Here is a 22,792-nt window from a genome sequence, read left to right as displayed (position 1 = left end):
TCGATGTAGAATATTTTCCAAAATAAAAAATAGTTTGAGTAAGTGGCGCTTAATTCAGGTTTTTTAAGTAGGGGTAGATGCGCTACCCCGAACTTTTTGCGCTTTGAACCGGACTCATAGCGCAATGAGATTTTCATTTTCCTGAGGATAATTTATGTTCATTACTGGGGTTTATGGTGCCACTAAGCCAACTTACAACCCATTGTAAAAATCCTACAAGTGGATGCTGGGTATTAAAGAAAGAATAACTCTTCATGGGTCCTTGAGATCGAGGCTTACCTAAGTGTTTTAAATAATCCAATTCCTCTTGAAACAAGATCGAAGTGGCTTGATCATCACTTCCATTGGCTTTTTGGTTGATTGACTCAATTAGAGCATCTATATGAGGTAACTCATCCTTACCAAAAGAGTTTCTAATCATCACCTTGAGGTTTTTTTTGGCTGCATTCCCATCTTGAAGTTTAAGTTTAAACATCAAATCATTTTTCAGATGAGTAGTATCATCATTAACTAGAATGGCATATTTAAGGATATCTAATTGTCGTTCGGTTTGAGCTGATTTAATTAATTCAAGATAATGCTTTGCGCGAATTTGCCCGCAATAATAATCAAAAAAATAAGAGAAATAACTTAAAGTTTGATCGCGATGTTTTAGATAATAATCCATAGCCTCAGTACATTCTCTTTTTAATTGATCTAAGTTCGACTTTTTCAAATTGGATTTTTTCGCAACCGTTTTAGCAGGTAAAGATACTTTCTCCTTTTCGTGTTCCCCTGAAACAGATACTGTAACTTTCATTTCTGATTCTGGTGATGCTGGTTTTGAGGGTACAGAGGGGTTATCTTTCATTTCGGGTTCGGGTGATACAAGGTTTGAGTGTAATGAAACCACGTTGGTTTGAGACGGAAAAAAATGTTGAATTGCAGGCAAAACAAAATGTTCGGGTAAGTTTGCTTGAACTAAACGTTCGCGAAGTAATTTAATTGTTTCATGGAATTCTTTAGAAACTTTTTCATTTTGTTCCAACAGCGGTTTTTGAAATTGTCGGAGAAGACAGTGAAGTTTAAATTCCAATCGACAAACCTCTTTAAATCGAGGGTTTTCTAGCAATTGTTCTAATAGCTGATAATGGCTTTCACTTAAGTAATCCGGAGAGACATCTTTTCCAGCCATAACGATTTTTATTTGTGCTAGATGATTTACTATTTCCGGATTTTCAATGGGTTGATCCAAATCAATCTTCTGTTCGCTAATGATTTTCTGACATTCTTCAAATATTTTAGCAAGTTCTTCAAGGGCTTGATCTAATGAGATATAGTCAAAAGTATAACGATAAATGTGATTATTTAGATCGAGCTGTTTTTCCAACATCTTAAGCTCAATACGCTGTAAAGCTTCATAAATTTTTGCTTGATATGGGAATGCCAGTTCCTTGAGTAAATAAGGATTATCTCTATTAAGGAGTTGGAAAAGGCGAGGGCGGACATCAAGTTTGTCATAATAGGCCTCAAGATTTTGCAAATGAGCTAGGACGATATCTTGAGCATGATCCTGTATAACTTTTTGAAGCTCTAAGTCAACATCGGTCAATTTTTTATGTTCAATAAGATTTGCTACTGTTTCCCAGGCTTCTTGGTGCAAAGCTTCAACTAAGAGTTTACTCAGTGTGTATTTTCTTTCAAATAAGGGAAAAACTTTTTCAAAAAGGATCGGGTCTTTCAACGCATCTAAAATAACTTTATCTGGAGCATTGGGAAAGTTGCTTTGAGCATATAAAGTGTTAAATTTGTCTTCGTTTTTTTCCGCCACCGCTCTTTTTAAAATTTTTAAACACACTGTGTTTTTTTGGATGGAGGGGTCTTCCAATGGACTTTTAAGAGAACTCAGTAACTGGGCCCTGGGATTATGGACGTTTGATTTTAGTACAAGTTGATAAAGTCTTCCGTAGCCTTCTTTATAAAGAGTTTCAAATAAAACTGTAGGGTTTTTATCTTCAAATATGTTCTCACCAAATAATTGCTTAAGGGCATATTCTCTTTCAGACCGCATTAGATAAAATTGTTTAGAAAGGAGTTGATTGGCTATTCTTGTTTGCTTTTTCTCACAACTAAAAAGGAACAATTCTTTATAATCTAAACCGAAATCAAGATTAGATTCTATAAAGGGTGTTAAAACAGCGTCATGACCTTTTTCTATTGCCTCTTTAAGTAATTTTACTAGCGGTTGTTTTAAAGGGGTATGTGGGGTTATTATTTTTTGCTCCAGGAATTGGGCAACTAAGCGTTTATTGTTATTGGCTAAAGCAGAGGTAAAAATTTCCTCTGCTAAAACTTGATTAATAATAAATATAAAGGGTTTTAAAACAAATTCTTGCCCTTCTTTTATGGCCTTTTTGAGTAATTCAATGAGTTCTTCAGGAGTTTGAGGAGTTACTTCTTCTGTAGGGGGTTGGGAGGGTAGTCCTTCTTTAGGAGTTTTATCAACTATAGCTTTTTGTTTAAAAAATTTGGCTAATAAGCTTTCCTCGTTTTTTGCTAAAACAGAAACTTGTTCCGTTATTTCTTCATTAATTATAATTGTTTCGTTCTGGAACAGAGATTCCAGAGGTATTAAAAAGTTACATTTTGCAAGTCGAGCAATCAAATTTTGTTCTTGTTTTAATTCAGGCTTGAGTAGCAATAGTAATTTAATCCCATTTTCATTTTTGTCCTGGATTAACTCTTCTAAGAATTCCTTCAGTTCGTCGGTTTCCCATTGGACGGTTCTAAATAGTGTTTTCGCGAGAGCGGGTAGCTTATTCTTGAACAAATCCTTAATTCGCTTTTTTTGTTCTTGTGGATTTGTATTCCATGAAAAAGGCACTCGGGGAATACTGGGGATAGCTCGTTGGAGCTTGGCCAAATTTCTCGTATTTGTAGCGTTAGTATTAAGGTAATCATTAAAAAGTTCGGGTGCTTTTTCTGCGCATATTTCTATAACTGGTGCAATATTCCAATTTAAGCTGGATTCTAATATGAGTTTCTTCATTTCGGGGCTTGCAGATGCAAGACAAGTTTTGATGACGGAATAATCGTCATAATCAGAACACAGTATGAAAAGAGCTCGTATGTCCTTCGTTTTATGCAATACATTGAAATTTAAATAAGTAAGTGTATCTAGAATTGATAAGTTTGATTCTTCCAATCCTTTTTCGTAGAGAAACTCCAAGGTATCGGGTTCAATATTTGCCTTTTGGGATTGCAATTTCTCTTGCAGAAACAGACTCATATCTTTATTCCCATTCAATATGGCAATTGTGAGAGCGCTTTTAATCATTTCTACAGGAATATTAGCGTTCCATGCTCTTTTCACATGCTCATTTTTTCGTAGGAAAATAAGGGCATTGAGTAGAGTTATTGACCCAAGTGGTTTCGTTAGATCAATTAAATCATATTCTCGTTTCTCAACATGTTCCCAAAGCGTAGAATTTGATTGGGTAAGCCATGCTTGGGCATATGTTTCAAAAATGGTTTTATCATTTCGTTGCATGCATTGCGTCAGCAAGTCAGGATCTTGAATATTTACCAGGAATCCATTTTTGAGAAGTTTTTCAAGAGTTGTCACATTGATCTCTTCAATAAGCTCTTGGTTAAAAATGGAAGGGTATGATTGTGGGGTGATTTTGGCTTTTTCTATATGTTGAAATAATAAATGCAAAACATGATGTTGATTAGCAATAGCCGCATATTGAACTTGTGTCACTATCTGTTCTGGTGTCAATTTGTTTAAAAAAAGATCTATGGTCGGAGAGTCCACCTCTTTTTTAATAAATGTTAAAAGTTGCAAATGATTATAAATCGTTTGATTTTTGGGTCTTACTGTAAGATTCAATTGATCAAGTAATTTTAACACCCTAGTGTGATCGACTTCTCTTCTCATGAGCAGTTGAAGCTGCTTTATGGGTTCATCAAGTAGTAACTGCAACTCAATTTTTAATTCTTCTTGATCACCAAGCACAGTATAGGTCTTGAGATAGTGCTCAATCAGTTTTTCGGCTTCGTGGAGGTTTCCAACATACAGATTACATCGAATCCCTCGCAAAACAGCTTTTTTAATAACGGGGGAGACAGGTTGTTTAATGAGAAGATTATTGAATTCAGGACGGAAATATTCTTTTGTCAACTGGTCAAAACTAATTTTATCTTGTTGAAATAAGTATTCGAGGGTGGCGGTGTCATTTGCAACAGCAGCAAAGAAACTTGACTTGGCGTCGACTTGATTCGCAAAAGCAATTTTATGCAATTCATTGTGCGAAGGGTACTGTTCGGGTGCTGCTGAGGGAGAAGCAAAACCACGAATAGCTAGACCAAAAGAATCGTCTTTGTAATCAAAGCAATCTTTAATTTCCTTGATTAAGTCATCAATGGTTTCAAACTGTTTTGTTTTTCTGGTGTAATTTGGATCGTAAACAACGTATTTTCCATTTTCGACAGATAAAGTGATAGCATGGTTGTTGCTAAAAATGGAATAAGATCGGTTATTGCGAGTAATCTGTTTGAACAGTTCTTTCCATTTTGCTTCAGTTGTTACAAGTCCTAAATTTATTTCGTTTCTTAATGGCTTATTTTCAATATCTAATATTTTTTCGACGTCGGTTTGCAAAACCTCATAATAACTATATTCATCGGCACGGAATGTTTTTTCAATTTTGATTATGAAGTTGTCAATGGTGGGATTATCACCAATACAATAAGTGCTGGGTAGGTTCGCCAATTGGGTGAGCAAATCAAAAAACGGTGCAGTTTTAGTCTCTAAACTTTCTTTGGTATTTTTTGTAGCATATTTAATATATAGAGCAGCGAGTCCAGCGCAAATTCCTTTTTTATTTAAAGTAAAGTCAATATTGCCTTTTTGTTTTAGACAAAAATTTACTACATTAATAATTTTGCCTTGATTTGCCACAGTGATCCCCCTTTTTTTAAGTGTTGCAATTATAATTGACGTATTAATTTAATACAATTCATATTGAATTATATTTGGTCACTTTCGAGAGAGGATTGTACTAAAAAGTAGGCAAAGTTAAGGGTATTCTTCTAAAATAACCTCTGCTGCGGGGGGCCTTAAATTATAATGGGAGCTCATACAATATCCATATGCTCCAGCATTTGCAATTAAAATGATATCTTTTTCTCGAGTTCTCGGCAGTAAACGATCATATCCCAAAGTATCCCCGGATTCGCAAATTGGGCCTACCAGATGTGAAAAACCGGATTTTTTCGAGTGCAGTTGACTTAGATTGACAATTTCATGATAAGCACCATATAAAGAAGGTCTGATTAATGAATTCATTCCCGTTTCAATGCCTATAAATTGTATTGTTCCTTTTTCTTTACATTGAGTTACTTTTGCTAAGAGAACCCCACTTTCTGCGACGAAATAGCGCCCAGGCTCCAACCAGAATTTTAAATGGGGGTATTTTGCTTTTACTTTTAATAGTCGTGAATCAAGTTTTTTCAGATTTAAGGGTTTTTGTCCTGGCCTTTCAACAATTCCCAAACCACCACCTAAATTAATGAATTGGGTTTTAGGAAATTTCTCGGTGAGTAAGGAGAGCATTAAAGCAGTTTGTTCCCAAAGTTCTGGTGTAAGAATTCCGCTCCCCGAATGTGAGTGCAGGCCAATAACTTCGGTATTATACTTCTGAGTTAAAATTCTAAGTTGTTCTATGTCATTTTGATCAATGCCAAACTTTGATTCATTACCGCCAGTAACTACATGTTTGTGATGACCAGCGCCTGCGCCTGGATCGAAACGAACGATTATCTCGCGATTTTTAAATAGCTCAGGCCAGTTTGCCAAAGGGTATAAATTATCTATTGTGACATAACAGCCTAAATCCATGGCAAATTTATATTCTATCTTGGGTGCAAAATTCGGCGTGAATAAAATTCTTGTTTTATTTATATGAGGGAACAAATCGATTACTCGCTTTAACTCTTGAATGGAAACACATTCAAATCCAACTCCCTGTTGTTCCAATGTTTTTAGGATAGAGGGATGGGGATTGGCTTTGATAGCATAAAATAGAGTATCAATTGATTGTAATTTAAGTAACTGTTTAGCCCGAGAAACTTGTGTTGGGGTGTGATATACATAGCAGGGGGTGTCTTGTGCTCCAATTGCAAGCAGACGATTACGCTCGATTTCCCACCATGGGGTAGGGCGTTTAATTCGTTTTTCAGTTTTTTGAGGATGAAAAACTTTTTCAAATTGAATAATAAAACTATCCAAAATTGGATTATCTCCAAGAAAATAATCATTGGATATCATGCATAATTGTTCGAATCCTTCAAAAAATTGATCGGTTTTATTTTCGAGGGAATAATGTAGATATAAATCAACTAATCCGGCATAGGCTGCTGATTTATTCAATTTAAAATCCTTGTCGGACTTTTGTTTGATACATAGAGTGAGCGCATCAATAATTCGGCTATTTTGGGTCATTTATGAGCTCATGATTTGATTGCATCATATGAGAGTATAATTTACTAATTGGTCTAATTCAATTCACTTTGGGTCTGCTGTAATATTGGTCAATATGATGTATTCATTTATGCTTGCAATTTTATTGAGGCTCACTTAGTCTGTATTAAAAATAATTAATAAGGAATATTGATATGGCTCAAGATAAAATAAATATGGATGATGCAGGAAAGACGGGGACTTTAATTGCTCTGGGAAATACAATATTAGCACCTTTGTATTGGGTAGATGCGAAATTGGGGTTAACTACAGCCATTATTGGGACTGGTGTATTTTTATATGGGGCACATGAAATAGGCAAGAAAAGAAGACCGATTCAAAATGGGGTAAATAACTTAAATTCTTTTTTTGGTGGGAATACAGGGGACAAAAGTACTGAAGTTGAAAATGCTTTTGCAAATATCGTTGTTGGCGGTGCGGCTATGTTTGACGAAATTATGCCCAGTGATAAAAAAAGTCATCCATAATATTTTAGCATCTAAAATAATTACTCAAGGAAGTGTAGTATGCCCCGAGATCAAGTAAGTCCTGAAAAAGTTCTAAAAACTGGAGCATTAATCAGTTTCGGAAATTTATTTATGTCACCTTTTTATACGAGATTAGGTCCCTTTGCTTCACTAACTTTAACCGCAGCTGCGTTATTTGGACTGCATGAAGTAGGCAGGAACAAACAATCGGTAAATGGCTTTTGGAGTTTTTTTTCAAATAAAACCAATCCTAGAGATTCCGATTTAGATACTACCATCAAACAGGTTATGGAGGGTGGGGCCTCGGTGTTTGATCAGATTTTTCCTCCGGGGAAAAAATGAGTGAAATTGTCCTCCAGGACTCAAGAATATACTTGAACGATTACAAATGAGCTGGTAGAGAATGTGAGTAATCGAACTCTGGGAATCTACAAAGAAACCCCTGGGTTCGTTAAATCCTGACTATAATTATTTAACCTACTTTATGAATTTTAACTAACATGCCAATCTGAGCATTGTCGAGATAATAAACTACATTATCTTTTAAGCGTTGCTTTTGTGAAACACTGAATGATGTTTGTGGGTTATCAGGTGGTGATATCTGAAGTTCGGCATCAAAAGAATAATAATTGCTTTGCTTTATGTTTAAAGTACCTTGCATTTGCCAACCGTTATGATCCGCGAAAGGTAGGGCAACAGAACTTTGATTATTCCCAGGTTGCTTCCATGAATAATATCCCAAGACTTGATAACGGGATTTTCGAGTCAGGAGATAGTATTCATCGCGTAGGCTTGAAGATGAAGGGGATAATAAGTGATAAGGTTTTCCCGATTTTTCTGAATCTAATTTCAAGGATATTGCATTCGGGTTCGTTGGGATAAGCGGCACATCAACAGAGAATGTTTTGTTTTGATTTGGCTGAGCAAATATAATTAAATCAATTTGATAAGAAGACTTTGCTAAAGTCAGGGCTGAATAAAGCAGGCTTAGAGTTATTATTATTAATCGTTCCATGGCTTATCTATTGTTATTATTAATTGGTTTTAACCTATCGCATCACAGTCACTCTGCTTCTAGTTTAAAAAATATATGTCTTTCTCAGCAATGTTTTATAATGCGATTATAGCTGCCTCTATGGAATTCACTCAACAACAATTTTGGGAAACTTATCTGCATAATTAATTGGTTTTTTAGCTAACTCTATAGCACTCTTCATGGCTGTTTTAAGTAATGTATCCGTTAGCTCATTACGGTTTTGAGTAGCAGTAGGGTTTCCCTCATCACAGTTTTGTCTTATGCGTCCATCCAAAGGAAGTTGTCCTAGTAATGTGGTATGGTGTGCCGCACAAAGAGTTTCAGCACCACCTGCACCAAAAATGGCCTCTTGATGCCCACATTTAGTGCAAATATGGGTGGACATGTTTTCTATAATACCCAAGACATCAATGCTTGTTTTAGCAAACATGGTAATCGCTTTTTGTGCATCAAGAGTTGCTACGTTTTGTGGAGTCGTTACTACTATGGCTGCGGTTAAAGGGATTTTTTGGACTAAAGTCAACTGGATATCACCGGTTCCTGGTGGTAAATCAATGAATAAATAATCCAGATCATCCCAAAGGGTAATATCCAGCATTTGGATAAGCGACTTAGCAAGCATAGGACCTCTCCAGATGAGTGCCTGCTCACTGTTTGTTAAATAACCAATAGACATGGTCTGGATTCCATGGGCTTTTGCCGGAAGATAGTGCTCGCCGCTGAGGGCTACTGGTTCGGTTTTTCCAAGCATTAAAGGCATGCTTGGTCCATATATATCCGCATCCAGAATACCTACCCGCGCTCCTAACCGTGCTAATGCTGTTGCCAAGTTTACAGTTACAGTAGACTTTCCTACCCCTCCTTTCCCTGAGGCGACTGCAATCGTATTCTTAACGCCGCGCAATCCTTTCCCAGCAAGTTGTGTCTTGTGCGGTTTTATTCGTTGGGTGATTTGAATGATTATATCTTGATTGGGGAATGCAGATTGTAGCTCTGCGCATAATAAAGGTTTATATTGTTCTTCTAAGGAGTTACAAGGAAATCCGGCAGTTAAGTTAAGGAGCAGTTCTTTGTCGGTCATTTCGAGGCTGCACTGCAAATTCATTTCCTTACCGGTCAGATCAAGAAACGGATCTTTTATAGTACTCAGCAAATGGATTACAGTCTGTTCAGTGGTCATTGGTTGGCCTTTTAACACAAAAGATAAATAATAGCGCAGAGCAGTTTTATTTCATAGGATTAGTTTTCCAGATTAAAAAGTGACTTCAGCCGGCTCATATTCCCAACTAACCCAGTGATTAGTAGAGAGGTAATAAAGGCCACAATAAATAGGAAGCGACGTATGAATGCTAAGATAGGAAGCATATTCGTCTAATTGTTGTCGATGTTTCATCATGGATGCTTCATCTTCTTTTCCTGTCTTGAAATCGATAATCCAGCGTTTGCTTTGGTCCTCAAAAGTGCGGTCAATGATACGAGTAATCGGTCTATCTTGCTGTTTTACCAATAACTCATATTCATTTTGCTCCTGGTTATGTTGACTAATAATCCAGAGTCCTATTTGATCTTCAAACATTCGAGTAATTTGCTCTTGGATACTTGCCAGAGTCTCATGTTGCATATTTTCATCGAATCCTAATTTTCGTAACTCATAGTGTACAAGGTTCCAAGGAACATCAGCTATGCTTTCTGGATGATGATCACATATCCACTGCAATAGTTGATGCGTTACGATGCCTGCTAATCGAGGGATAGTTGTTGAGAAAGTAGATGGAGTAGTTTTGAGGCTAAGACGCACATCAAAAGATTCAGATTCTTTATTTTGGTAAAAAGCAAGTGGTAAACGTCCGAGTTTGGGTAAAGACCCGTTGATTTCTTCAATTAGGGACATAGTATTGTCTTCAGAAAATTCTAAATCTTTAAGAAGATATCTGAATGAAGCTTTGGAAGTACGTTCAGAGTGATCCATTAAATACAGACGTGATTTTGCCCTTGTTACGGCTACATAGAGCAATCGTTGTGCTTCATAATGACTTTTAACACCATCTAAACGACTTAAATAATCATATAAAGCACAATGTTCTTGGTGTGCCCCTTGTATTGGAGACATGAGTAGCAAATTGCCATGTTTTTGAGTCGGTAAATTAAGCCAACGTAACATAGGATTATCGCCGCGATTGGGTTGCATACCCAAACCTGGTAAAAGTACCGCATCAAACTCAAGCCCTTTGGATTTATGAATAGTCATTATTTGTAAACGAGAGGGATTCGCTTGCTGTGAGTAAAGCTTGTTTAATTCTGATAGAAATTCCTTTAGATCAGGTATACGACCATCTTGTTCATAACGATCCAGTAAGCTCCAAAATTGCTCCAAATCGTTGAGTTGAGCAGTCTTGAGAATATTATCCATATGTAATTCTTTTAAAGTTTGGATTACCCAAACTGAAAGCTTGCTTTCATATCTTTGAGTTAAAGCTTTATGCATGACGCGTATAAAAAAATCGGCACGAATCCTACCTTCTTCACTTAGTCTGGGAATTTTATTTAAATTTAATAAGGCAAAGTAAATCGATTTTCTCTTATTAAACTCAGCTATGGCATGAATGTCACTTAAAGCCAAACCGCAATAGGGACTGTGAAGTGCCGCAAGCCAGGAAAGACGATTTGCTGGCGTCAACAAAGCCTGGGTCAAGGACCACGCATCCCGTATATGACCTAGATTGGCTAACAGAGTAATATCTGTGCCTTGATAGGGAATTTGATGTTGGCGCAAGAGCTGGATGATTTCACCAAGTTGCGTTCTTGAGCGTACCAGAATCGCAATCGTTTGATCAGGAAAAGTTTGTAATTCGTTTTGAACAATTTCGATGAGTTTTTTTGCTTCTTGTTCCCGATTTTTAAATTGTAAAGAGTGAATGGTACTGCCGTGTTCATCTTGAATGACATTGACACTGGAATGAAATGAAACGGCCCCAGACTCTATATCCACTTGTTTTGGAAAAATATTGGCAAATTGATGATTGACCCAATTAACAATAGTTTGGGTCGAGCGGAAGTTGCAGCTTAATTCCAGTGATTTCAATTTAACTGGTCCAATGCCTTCTTCTTTAGCACGAAAAAATAAACCTACTTCAGCTTGCCTGAATCGATAAATCGATTGCATGGGATCTCCGACTATAAATAGAGTTTTCCCATCCTGTTCTTGCCAACCTAGAACAAGTTTTGTTAATAATTCAAATTGAGTAATTGATGTATCCTGAAACTCATCGACTAGAATGTGATGAAGCGTATGATCTAGATATAAAGCTAAATCAGTAGGATTTTCTGCATCGCCCAATGCATTCAATGCTTGCTGTGATATAGCAGTGAAATCCACTTCATTTTGCCCGCTAAACAAAACGTGTAGATGGCTTACAAGAAGGGGAAGCAACAAAAAGAGCGCTTGTAAGACCTCCCATTGTTCCAAATCATATTCAGGTTTAGGTAAATTACTTACTTGGATTAACGCCTCTAGAAAATCAGGATATTCATTGAGTTCGTTGAGTAATTCTTTGCTGGCATTTTTAAGTCTCTTGTATTCATCGGGAGCGCAAGAGGTACTAAGCAAACCTACGTGATGATCAAAGCTTTTCCGGAATTGGGCATCCCCTGTAAGTAAGAGTTTACTTAGAGCGGTTGCTATCTCTTGAGTGGTTTGTTGGAAATCATACCAATTTTTGAGTAGATATCGTGGTGAATTGGAATTATTTTCTATAATGGCCAATTCCCGGGCGCATTGCGTTAACTCTTGAGCCAAATATGAGGGCAAACTTTGGGTAAAGCGTTTTAACTCATGCTGCTCTATAAGAAGTAATGCATGTTCAAATGCTGATTTTTCCTGAGTTCGGGCTTGAAATAAAGGAGCTATCCATTGATCTCTTTTAGCCAGCAATCCAGTGAACAATTCAAGCAATCGATCCTGGCGATTATCCACATGCAACAACAGAGTTTTTATAGCATTCTTATATTCCGGGGATGTCAGAGCAAACTGAATACAGCATCGACTGGCGTTTAAATAATGATGTTCCGCTTTTTCAGTAATTTGTGAATAGGAAATTTGCTTTTCTAAAAGCGGAATTGACTGATTAATGCTTTGACATAAGGAATCTATTGTAATGATTCTTAGCCGATTAGGCTGCTGTAACAAATTCCATTCATAGGAAGCATCACGTTGAAGTGCTGCATGGGCAAAATCAAGCGTCTTTTGTTGATGCGGGCTATTTGCTTTATTATTGCGAGCAGCCTGTTGAAGCGCTAAAACGATACGCTCACGCATTTCACTCGCAGCTTTACGGGTAAAGGTTAAGGCGACTATCTGTTCTGGTGATGTTACGGTGCTTAACAATCGTAAATAACGCTGAGTCAGAATTTCAGTTTTACCCGATCCTGCAGGGGCTTGTACGATAAATGATAATGAAGGATCAGTAGCTTGACTTCGTTGATCACTGTCGACTAGCATTATTTTTATATCCCTGTATAAACATGATTGAAAAAACTTAGGGGGAAGGAGATTAATTTAGTCTTACGAATGCCTCTCAACCCCTGGAGAACACCTTCTCCCCGTAGGGAGAAGGGAGGTTAGTCAATAACAATTTCTTGTGCAGGTGGACGCAAATTGTAATGGGAACTCATACAACGACCATAAGCTCCGGCATTAGCAATTAACAATACATCGCCTTCTTCTGTTACGGGTAATAATCGGTCATAGCCCAAGGTATCTCCAGATTCACAAATCGGGCCTACGATATGAGAAAAACCCGCTTTTTCTTCATGTAATCGACTTAGGTTTACGATTTCATGATAAGCACCGTATAACGAGGGTCGGATTAATGAGTTCATACCGGTTTCTATACCCACAAATTTTACCTTTCCTTTTTCTTTGCATTGGGTAACTTTGGCGAGGATTACACCACTTTCCGCTACAAAAAAACGACCCGGTTCAAGCCAGATTTGAATTTGAGGATAACGTGATTTAACCGCCATTAGCGAAGCATCCATACTTGAAAAATCTAATGGTTGTTGGCCGGGCTTCTCTACTATACCCAGTCCACCACCAAGATTAATGGATTTGACCAGTGGAAATTGCTCTGTCAGCGAGGCGAGCATTAAAGCGGTTTGTTGCCATAATTCTGAGGTGAGAATGCCACTACCTGAGTGTGCATGCAAACCGACTACCTGGATTTTATATTTCTTGGTTAATGTGACAACTTGATCAATATCATTTTGCGTAATGCCAAATTTTGATTCATTTCCCCCAGTTGAAACATGTTTGTGATGCCCCGCACCAGTACCTGGATCAATACGAATAATAACTTCACGATTTTTAAATATATCGGGCCAATGTTCCAATGGATATAAACTATCTATAGTAACATAACAGCCTATATTTAGAGCATATTCATATTCTGCTCTAGGCGCAAAATTAGGAGTAAACAAAATTCGTTTTCGGTCTATATTAGGAAAGAGTTCCAGTACTCTGGTTAACTCTTGAATGGAGACACATTCAAAACCGATCCCTTCGTGTTCCATTGTTTTTAAAATCGATGGATGAGGATTGGCTTTGATTGCATAAAATAAGGTGTCTATGGACTTTAAGGCCAGTAGTTGCTTCGCTCGCTCCACTTGTGTTTGACTGTGATAAACATAACAAGGCGAATTAACTGAGGCTATAGTTAATAAATGATCGCGCTCTTTTTCCCACCATGGAATAGTGCGCGCCGAAGGTTTGCCAAACTCTTCATGCCAGCTTTTTGAGTAGTAAAAAATTTGAGGGTTATTTTCTATAAGTAAGTGGTGTAGTTTTTGGCATAATTGATTTGCTTGTGACTCATCCACCACAAATGTGAGGTTTAAGTCATTGGATGCCAGTGACATTAAGTAGACTTGTTTCGCTTCAAATACTTCTAATGCTGGGCCAAGTTGTGGCAATACAGTTCTGATATGATGACCAACGAGACTCACTGCACTACAGGGTTCAATGAGTTTTGCTCGACCAAATTGATTTAGCTCTGCAAGTAAGGCATTAATTGCAGGACGATCATGTATTTTACTATTAATATCCAGGGATAAAGTAACATTAAACTCGGAGGAGGAGAGTAAGTCTACTGAGAAGCCATGATGTTTGAAGGCTGTAAATACATCAGATAAAAATCCTACTTGTTGCCACATGTGCAAGGTATCTATAGAGATCAATAAAATACTGTTTTTAATCTGTATGGATTTTATTAAAGGGGCCGTTTCATCAATATCCTTAGTAATCAATGTTCCTGAATGTTCCGGCATTTGAGTAAATTTGACTGACATTGGAATATTGGCGCGTCGGACCGGAGGAATACAGTTTGGGTGTAATACCTTCGCTCCCATGGTGGCAATTTCCTGAGCTTCATCATAATTTAATTTTTTCAATAAACGCGCTTGAGGCAGTTGATGAGGATTGGCCGTATAAATTCCAGGAACATCAGTCCAGATTTCACATGATGCAGCTTGAAGTTTGCCTGCAAGTAATGCAGCGGATGTATCTGAACCTCCGCGACCCAATAAAACCGTCTCCCCTTGAGGATTGGCAGCAAAAAATCCTTGAGTAATAATGGCTTGAGCACCACTGTTAAGAAATTTTTCAACTAACTCGGGAGCATATTCACTTTCACAGCGAGCAGAAAGGTAATTTGCCGAGCCACCTTCAGGAAAGGGTGTACTGATTAAGAGTTCACGAGCATCATACCAAGTACAATGAATTCCTTGTTTTTCGAGAAATGCATGTCCTAAGCGGGTCATCATTAATTCACCCATACTTAGAATTTCCGCATGCGTTTTTGCAGGAGCTTGCTTTAGTAAGGCAATTCCAGTAAGCCATTGCTCGAGTTGAAGTAATTCTTTTGCTATTAATTCAGGATCAACTTCCAGCTGTTCAGCAAGATTAAGATGCCCATTACGAATATCAATAAGAATACTCTGATGTTCATTGATTAAAGCCGCTTCAATAGCCTTTTCGAGTTTGTTAGAAATTTGGGTTAGTGCGGAGCATACAATAACAGGCTGTACTCCAGAACTCATATGTTTTTTAGTAATGGAAACAATATTATTCCAATTGTTGCGAGTTGAAACGCTGGTACCACCAAATTTAGTTACTATTTGTTGCATGATTCATTTCCGCACAAAATTAATACACATTATCATGGACAGGAGTGGGTACACAAGTTCTTATAACTTGAATTACTGATCTAGCGCCATTTTTACTCATTAATTGCCCACGATGGATTTAATTAATTCACTCTGAATTAATTTTCATTACCTGTTGAATATAAATAAGAAAAAGGTATTTTTAATGATTTGAAAACAGGGTAAACTCGTTTTTTAGCGGACGTATTTTATTCAATTTTTGAAGTATGATATCTGAGGAGTAACAGGAGTGAAAAATATGTACAAACCTTTAAGAACACTGGTTAATGCAGCTGTTCTTAGTGTTCTGGCTAGTGGTGGAGTTCATGCAGCTGGATTTTCTTTATATGGAGAAGCTACCGGTTATACAGTGGGTAACTATGCAGCTGGTTCTGCCGCAGAAGCAGCTGATGCATCAACAGGTTGGTATAATCCCGCTGGTTTAGCTTTACTTCGTGAGCAACAAGTAGTTTTTAGCGGTGTTGGCATATTTCCTACTCTTAAGCTGGATGGTACAAGTACCTTTACTACTTCTACAGGTCTTCCTCCTCCGTTCCCCTCAGCAGTTCAATATGTACAAGAGTTTGAAGGAGTAGATGGCAGTTATAATGGTTTTGTTCCTTCATTCCATTATGCGCTTCCTTTAGGTGAGCGTACTACCTTCGGTTTTAGTGTTACTGCTCCATTTGGTTTGTCTACAGATTGGGCTCCTGATTCTCCTGTACGTTATTCTGCGACCTACACTGAAATTTTAACTACTAATTTTTCGCCAGAATTAGGCACTCGCTTAACAGAAAATTTTGCATTGGGAGCTGGTCTTGATTTGCAATGGTCTCGTGCTAAATTCAATCAAATGATTGGTGCACCAACTTTATTTCAAATTCTTGGAGAAAATCCTGCTACCGTTGATTCTTTAAGTTACAACAAAGCGGCTTCTTGGGGTGTTGGATTTCATGTTGGGGTGATGGGAATATTTAATGACAATCACACACGTATAGGTCTTAACTATCAATCCAGAGTAAGACATGTGTTCTATGGGCATAGTCGTTTTTCTGGAATTTTAGCCAATAATAATTTTAATCTGGTTTTCCCTGTATTACCTCCTTCAACATCTCGAACAAATAATGATTTATTCAGTGACCCACAAGAATTTCCAGATGTACTTACTCTAAGTGCTTATCAAGATATTAATGAGCGACTCGCTTTATTGGGATCTGTTGTTTATACCGGATGGGGTGTTTTTAAAGAAATCCAATTAAATAATGTGGCTGTACCCAATATCGGACATGCACCAATTTTTCCTGTGACTCAGGCAAATATTAATAGCAATGTACCCCAAAATTACCATGATTCTTGGCGTGTTGCGCTTGGTGCAAATTATCATGTAAATCCCAAGCTAATGCTTCGTGTAGGTGGCGGTTATGATGAGACTCCAACAAATGATACGGATCGAAATGTTCGTTTACCTGACGTAGATCGTTGGGCCGTGGCTGTAGGTGCTCATTACCAATGGCGTCCAAATGTTGGTGTTGATGTGGGCTACACCCATTTGTTTGCTGGGAACAAACCAAACGTTCATTCTGAACAGGCTCTCTCACAAACTTCTGTATATAATGTGGACGTGGATGACGGTAATTTTGGTGCAGATTTGGTCGGTGCTCAATTGACATGGATCATTGATAAAGCCCCACCAGCGCCTACAAAATAACTATTTATTAGATATAAATAAAAAGCCACTAAAAGTGGCTTTTTTATTTACTGAGTACATATGAGTTCAATTGGAGACGAGTTTTGTTCCCTAAACTCATTAAAATAAAATAAATTATTTTTTAGTTATGGTTGCTTCGCCGAGGCCATTTACCGTAAGTGTATATCCGTTTTTAGATAAAAACTTTGGAGTGATATCTCCAGTATCAAGATCCATATGAACCTCGCCAACCTCTATAGGATTGGATGTATTAGTGGCCATTTTAATTACTGCAGAACATTGTCTACCAGTTGTGTGTCCGTAGCAGGCCAATTTTACTAGATTCCAATAAACTCGTTGAGTTGAATTGGCGGGAGTTGGGTATGCAGAAGGTACGCCTGCTATATAAGCGTTTGATTCTTCAGAAGTATTATTATGAGTGATCAAATAAGTTGGACTTGCAAAAGCTGTTAAAGCACTAATGCTTAAAGCTACTGCTGAAAAACCTTTAAATATTAAATTCATTATATCTTTTTCTCCGTTTAATTATAATTGATTGGTTAGTTGTTATCGTGTCCACTATGACTAGTGGACAGTCAAATATTCGCACCAATCGGCTGTTCTACATCTAAAACCCATCAAGAGTATATCGGAAAATAACTAAGTGTCTATCACCATAAGCTTTTCGTAAACACTCTCTGGGTGGGTTTTTGTTGTAAGAATAAATGTCGCATGGGAGTCTTAGAGGGATGCATTATTTTGACTTAACATACGGGCAATATCTTTAGCAAAATAAGAAATAATAAAATCTGCTCCCGCACGTTTTATTGCAGTCAAGCTTTCTATAATAGCGTGTTCTTCATTGATAAGTTTGTTTTGAGCGGCTATTTTAATCATTGAATATTCGCCACTTACCTGATAAGCACAAAGGGGCACTTCAGGGAAGTTTTGTTTTAGTTTTGCGATAACATCCAAATAAAATCCAGCAGGTTTTACCATAATCATGTCGGCACCTTCTTCAAGATCAAGGGCTGTTTCTCTTAATGCCTCAGCTCCATTTGCAGGATCCATCTGATAGGCCTTGCGATCACCAAATTTTGGCGCTCCTTGGGCTGCTTCTCTAAAAGGGCCATATAGGCAAGAACAATATTTAGCACTGTAACTTAAAACAGGAATATGTTGATATCCTTGAGTGTCCAAGGCTTCGCGAATTGCATATACCATTCCATCAGTCATTCCGCTCGGTGCAACCCAATCAGCACCGGCTTGCGCATGACTTATGGCTTGTTTTGCGAGGAATGCTAAGGTTTTTTCAGTATCAATGCATTCTCCATCAAGCACACCACAATGACCATGGTCTGTGTACTCACAAAAGCAAAGATCGGTAATAATGAGGATGTCTTTATTTACAGCACGAATTTCTTTTATCGCTTTTTGAATAATTCCTTCGTTACTAAATGATTCACTTCCATAAGCATCTTTATGTTTAGGAATGCCAAATAGAAGTACTGCAGGAATCCCTAGGGAACTCAGCAATTCAATTTCCTTAGGGATGCACCCAAGACTCAATTGAAACTGACCAGGCATTGCATTTATTTCTTGAGGTTCATTGAGTAGTTCACTGATAAATAGAGGAGCAATAAATTGCTGCGGATGTAAGCGTGTTTCTTTAACTAAAGCTCGAGACATTGCATTACTTCTTAAACGAGTTAATCTTAATGGCATCTGATAATTGGTCATGGAATTCATCCTAATCATATAGTTCACTCTGTGTCTTAAAGATCGTAGAGCCTCAAATTGTGGATATTTTAACACAACTCGTAGCGATCTGAGTGGAGGCGCGTAAATCCGTAAACGCTGGGGTACTTTTACGAATTCTTAACCAGCTTATTTTTAGGTTTTCGTCGTTTTATTTTCTTATTGGAAGTATATAAAAAATCAATAGCGCTACTGGTATCACTGTTGCTTATTTGAATACTAAAAAATCGATTGAGTAAGTACCTCAGTGTCAACATATTCGTATCGGTTTGTGACAGCCCGATGTTATAACTTAAATAAAGCCGCTTTGAAATAGATTTACCTACTATAAAAGAAGTCGTGTCGCTTGAAGTATTGGTGAGTTGATTGTAATTGGTATTCGTTTGTACATTAAAATCAATACCCGCAGTCTGCTTGAGTTGCTCTAAAAGTTGAAGACCGTTCGTATTACTACCAAGATTCATTGAAGAAATCGCTGCTAAAAGTAGTTGTCCTCCAGCTTTGTCTGCTTGATTTGCTGGACGACCTAAAACAAGCCAGGAAAGAATTTCTGCTTGAGGAAGCGTTGCTGGATCAGAAAATAATTGTATTTTGGGACGAGTTAATCGCCCTGTGGCTTCTACGCCTAAAATCATGGTTTCCCCATAATTCATATTTTGTAGATTGCTACTATTAAAGTCTAAAAGTTGACTTGAACTGGAGAAGGAGGTTGAGGTGGTTGTAATTTTTTTCGCAGCTCGAAGGTTAATTCCCGGGTTACTAATGGGGCCACCTGTGAAAATTAATTGTCCTTGTTGTATGGCTAAATCTTGCCCATAAGCTTTATAAATACCCTGTCTTACTGATAACTCACCATAGGCATTGATTGAGCTTTGTTGCGATTGTTTTAAATGGAGTATTCCATCCAAATAACCCTTTAATCCTTTGATATTGACTGTAACTTCTTTTCCCATCTCCAGATCAATATCCATACTGTTAAACAGGCTAAAAGAAGGGGATGATTTATCTTTACGTTTAAAAACCACATCATCGGGCAAGGATACACTGTTATGGAAGGAGCGGGGTTTTATTTCAGCATAAGGAACCAAGATAGTACCTGAAATGGATTGTATCTTTGGTGTAAAATGTAGATTGAGTTTTGGTGAAATGTCAATTTTGTATTCGCGGGTTTGCACCAGTGGAAAATCATTGCCTTCTAGTAGGATATCACCTGTATATCGGGAGGTAAGAGTCCCTTTCCCAGTCAGTGATAAGTGTTTATCTGAGGATTTGATTGAGCCGGCCATTTCCCAAGAGCGTTCTTTTCCGTGCACATTCATTTCCAAAGCATTTATATTAAGTCCTAATCTAGGTAATTCAAAACTGGTATTAATCAGTTTTATTTGACTTTCGATTTTGCGTTTATTCAAAGTACCACTTACTTTTAATGAAGCAATTAATTGCCCTTTGAGTTTGTTAATTTCAGGACTAATTTTTTGTAAAAAATCCATAGAATTTATTTCCAATACTACTTCACTGTTAATTAATTGTTCCTCCTTCAGACCGGTATCCAGTGCAAATTTAGGTAATTGAAACTCCAATTTTAAATCTTTATGTTCATCAATTGTCAAAAGACCTGTTCCTTTAAGAGATTGAGGTGAGAGGAGAATCTTTAAAGAACCCCCTTTGAATTGAAGAACCGGGAGAATGTCATTACTAGGTTCACGATAAAAACCAGGGCGTATTGTAAGTGATAAAACCCCCTGATCCTTAGCAGTGATCTCACCTTGCGCTGATAAATTGGTATACAAACGAGCATTTTTTGGGGGGAGATTCTGAGGACTTAGGCTGGCATCAAAAGTCCATTGCCAAGGTAATCTTCCGTGAATTTTTGCTTTTATAAGCCAATGGTCCTCAGGGGCAGTGAGTATTTGGGAGCGTATAGCAATTTGTAGATTAGGAAAGACCCCGGTTGCTGTAATCGTTCCGCTTTTGCTATCGATGATTTTATCTTCCGCAGTATTCCATTGCAAACCTTGCCACTGAGCCGTTATTAACTGACTTTCTCGTAGATAATGAGGATGCCATTCGACATTCAATTGTTCAATTTTTAGAGTAAGTGATTTATTTTGATATTCGATTCCGCTCACAGTGAAGTGATTTAATAAACTTCCCTCAATTTGTTGAACTTTTATACTTCCGGGAAGATATAAGCGGCTGAATTGAATTACAGTATGGAGTCCTGACTTGGTTCCTAATAAAAATAAAGCAATACCCCCCAATAGAATAAGGAATATCAAGCTAATATAAAGTACTTTGACTAACACTTGCAGCGTTCTAACCAGAATCCGGTTCATAAGTCTGGTCCCATTCTGATCACCAATCGTGGACTGCTGCTATTTCGCTGCCAACGTTTATTAATTTCTTGAGCCAATCCTACTTTAATTGGGCCTATTGGTGAAACCCACATTAATCCACCGCCTGCATCGTAATAACTAGCTAAAGGAGAAGGATTGTACACAGCTCCTGCATCATAAAATGCAACGAGGTACCAATTTTTTTTCGTTTCTTTTTGAATTTCAAATCCAGCATAACTAATTACTCTGCCTGGACCTATTGAATTAAAACTAAATGCTTTTAAATTATCTGCTCCTCCTAAAAGTAATGCAAGTGACAAGGGTTGTTCATTGATGTTATTGATGGCAGTAGCCCCTTGAATTGCATGTCCGTAGAGCCGTAAACGGATGGGTTCTATTCGCATCGCCGCTTTCATATCTACTGAAGCTTGAGCAAAATTAATCGTGGACAAAAGAGCTTGGTTTGCAGCAAGCGCATTTAGGGTGATGTTATATCCTGATGGTGAAAAAAGCAGATCTTGTGTTTTGCTAAACGTTAAACTTGCTTTAGGGTAGAGTAAAAATTGTTTTGTATTTTGCTGTAACGCATAATGAAAGCCCTCATATAAGGTATTTACTGATAAAGTACGTTGATAATTAGTTACACGATGCTGTTGCGCCAATGAAATAAGAAAAGAATTACTATAGCCTGCACTGTAGCTTAAATTCGAGAAATTTCCGGTTAGAGTGTATTGATCATTTACAGGATTTTTTCCTGGAACAACATACTGGGCTTGCAAGGCATTTTGGACAAAAGAACCTTGCGCCATAAGATTGAATTTATGTCCTTGCCTATTGACAGGTATTACATGCAAAGCAGCTCGGCCACGAGGCCCTGTATCGGTTCCATAACCTGCACCAAGGGTATAGGAGTACTTGGATACGGGTTCAGTATAGATTTGCACAGGAGTTGTGGGGTTTTCTGTAATTTGTGGTTTAACCAGAACGGAACTAAAGTAGCCGCTGTTTGATAAATCATTATTTAATTTGAGTATCTTATCTCCGGAATAGACTTGTCCTGGATGAAAAGGGACAAAACGATGCAGTAATTTGGGATTAATGTAGGTAGGATTAAATTGTATTTGTCCAAAATAATAAAGAGGTCCAGTGTCAAGAATGATTGTGATTTCTGCTGTATAGTTATCTTCATCGATTAAAATTTCACTTTTCTGAAATCCTGCACGCATGTAACCCTGCGTTTCTGCGCTATCTAGAAGCTTTAATTTAGTCTGTTCATATTGTTCCGTGAAAAGGGGATTTCCTTGTTTTAGCGGTACATTTTTTATTGCATCACGTAAGATTGGATTATGTGAGCCTTCGCCAATGACTTCCATTTTGAGCTGTGAAATCATTATTTGAGGGCCAGGATGGATGGAAATAATCAACTGCTGCGTGTTAGGTCTTTGAAGTATTGCTTCTGCTTTAAAATAGCCAAAAGGTTGCACTGCTTGGATTACTTGTTCCTTCAATTCTTCCAAACTAAATTGAGAGAGGGGTTTTAATTTTTGTAATTCACTCAATCGTTTTTCAACGTTTGCTTCTACTTTCCCAGCGACTCCATGAATTGTAATGGATGCTAGGTTATTACTTTTAGCAAATAAGGTAAAACAGGTAATGAGAAGTATCATATAAATTAATTTTTTCATGATAGTCTCAGTACTCGTTTCACCAGAAATATCCTCTTGTTCAGCGTATAAAACGCTTTTACGAATATACACTTAATCGAAATACAGAGCTAGAATAAAACTT

Annotated in this window: 12 protein-coding genes and 1 pseudogene; 3 read left to right on the top strand and 10 right to left on the bottom strand. The window is 37.5% G+C overall.

Annotated elements, in window-relative coordinates; all coding sequences use genetic code 11:
• Positions 1–133 precede the first annotated feature (133 nt).
• Entirely contained in the window at positions 134–4,942 is a 4,809-nt protein-coding gene (locus ACWTE2_RS14470) for a hypothetical protein (protein ID WP_454785895.1), read from the bottom strand.
• Between the two features lie 117 nt (positions 4,943–5,059).
• A pseudogene (gene lysA, locus ACWTE2_RS14465) lies at positions 5,060–6,205 on the bottom strand (diaminopimelate decarboxylase); the annotation flags it as partial.
• Positions 6,206–6,657: 452 nt separating this feature from the next.
• Between lysA and ACWTE2_RS14460 the strand changes: the two are divergent.
• Positions 6,658–6,990, top strand: coding sequence for a hypothetical protein (locus ACWTE2_RS14460; RefSeq protein ID WP_454785894.1), 333 nt, complete (start codon positions 6,658–6,660; stop codon positions 6,988–6,990).
• 39 nt (positions 6,991–7,029) lie between these two features.
• Entirely contained in the window at positions 7,030–7,332 is a 303-nt protein-coding gene (locus tag ACWTE2_RS14455; protein ID WP_454785893.1) for a hypothetical protein, read from the top strand.
• 130 nt (positions 7,333–7,462) lie between these two features.
• Here the strand turns inward: ACWTE2_RS14455 and ACWTE2_RS14450 are convergent, their stop codons facing one another.
• From ACWTE2_RS14450 to ACWTE2_RS14435, 4 genes are all read right to left on the bottom strand, one after another.
• Positions 7,463–8,005 carry a CsiV family protein gene (locus ACWTE2_RS14450; protein WP_454785892.1) on the bottom strand — a complete coding sequence of 181 codons (543 nt, stop codon included), beginning with the start codon at positions 8,003–8,005 and terminating at the stop codon, positions 7,463–7,465.
• Between the two features lie 127 nt (positions 8,006–8,132).
• Positions 8,133–9,206: an iron-sulfur cluster carrier protein ApbC gene (gene apbC, locus ACWTE2_RS14445; protein ID WP_454785891.1), complete on the bottom strand. Its 1,074-nt coding sequence runs from the start codon at positions 9,204–9,206 to the stop codon at positions 8,133–8,135.
• 72 nt (positions 9,207–9,278) lie between these two features.
• Positions 9,279–12,524: a UvrD-helicase domain-containing protein gene (locus ACWTE2_RS14440; protein ID WP_454785890.1), complete on the bottom strand. Its 3,246-nt coding sequence runs from the start codon at positions 12,522–12,524 to the stop codon at positions 9,279–9,281.
• 119 nt (positions 12,525–12,643) lie between these two features.
• Positions 12,644–15,205 carry a bifunctional aspartate kinase/diaminopimelate decarboxylase gene (locus ACWTE2_RS14435; protein ID WP_454785889.1) on the bottom strand — a complete coding sequence of 854 codons (2,562 nt, stop codon included), beginning with the start codon at positions 15,203–15,205 and terminating at the stop codon, positions 12,644–12,646.
• Positions 15,206–15,473: 268 nt separating this feature from the next.
• Between ACWTE2_RS14435 and ACWTE2_RS14430 the strand changes: the two genes are divergently transcribed.
• Positions 15,474–16,931: an OmpP1/FadL family transporter gene (locus ACWTE2_RS14430; RefSeq protein ID WP_454785888.1), complete on the top strand. Its 1,458-nt coding sequence runs from the start codon at positions 15,474–15,476 to the stop codon at positions 16,929–16,931.
• A 114-nt stretch (positions 16,932–17,045) separates the two neighbouring features.
• Here the strand turns inward: ACWTE2_RS14430 and ACWTE2_RS14425 are convergent, their stop codons facing one another.
• The 4 genes from ACWTE2_RS14425 to ACWTE2_RS14410 form a co-directional block, all read right to left on the bottom strand.
• On the bottom strand, positions 17,046–17,435 hold the full coding sequence (locus ACWTE2_RS14425) for a hypothetical protein (RefSeq protein WP_454785887.1): 390 nt from the start codon (positions 17,433–17,435) through the stop codon (positions 17,046–17,048).
• A 216-nt stretch (positions 17,436–17,651) separates the two neighbouring features.
• Positions 17,652–18,650, bottom strand: a complete 999-nt coding sequence (hemB, locus tag ACWTE2_RS14420; RefSeq protein ID WP_454785886.1) for a porphobilinogen synthase — start codon at positions 18,648–18,650, stop codon at positions 17,652–17,654.
• A gap of 128 nt (positions 18,651–18,778) precedes the next feature.
• Positions 18,779–21,004: a translocation/assembly module TamB domain-containing protein gene (locus ACWTE2_RS14415; protein WP_454785885.1), complete on the bottom strand. Its 2,226-nt coding sequence runs from the start codon at positions 21,002–21,004 to the stop codon at positions 18,779–18,781.
• The gene (locus ACWTE2_RS14410; RefSeq protein WP_454785884.1) at positions 21,001–22,689 is read right to left on the bottom strand and encodes an autotransporter assembly complex protein TamA; all 1,689 of its coding nucleotides are present in this window, start codon (positions 22,687–22,689) and stop codon (positions 21,001–21,003) included. Before ACWTE2_RS14410 ends, ACWTE2_RS14415 begins: the two co-directional genes overlap by 4 nt.
• Between the last annotated feature and the right edge of the window lie 103 nt (positions 22,690–22,792).

It is taken from the genome of Legionella nigrisilvae (assembly GCF_977063395.2).
Note: the sequence above shows the minus strand (reverse complement) of the source record. Positions and strands in the feature narration are given on the sequence as shown.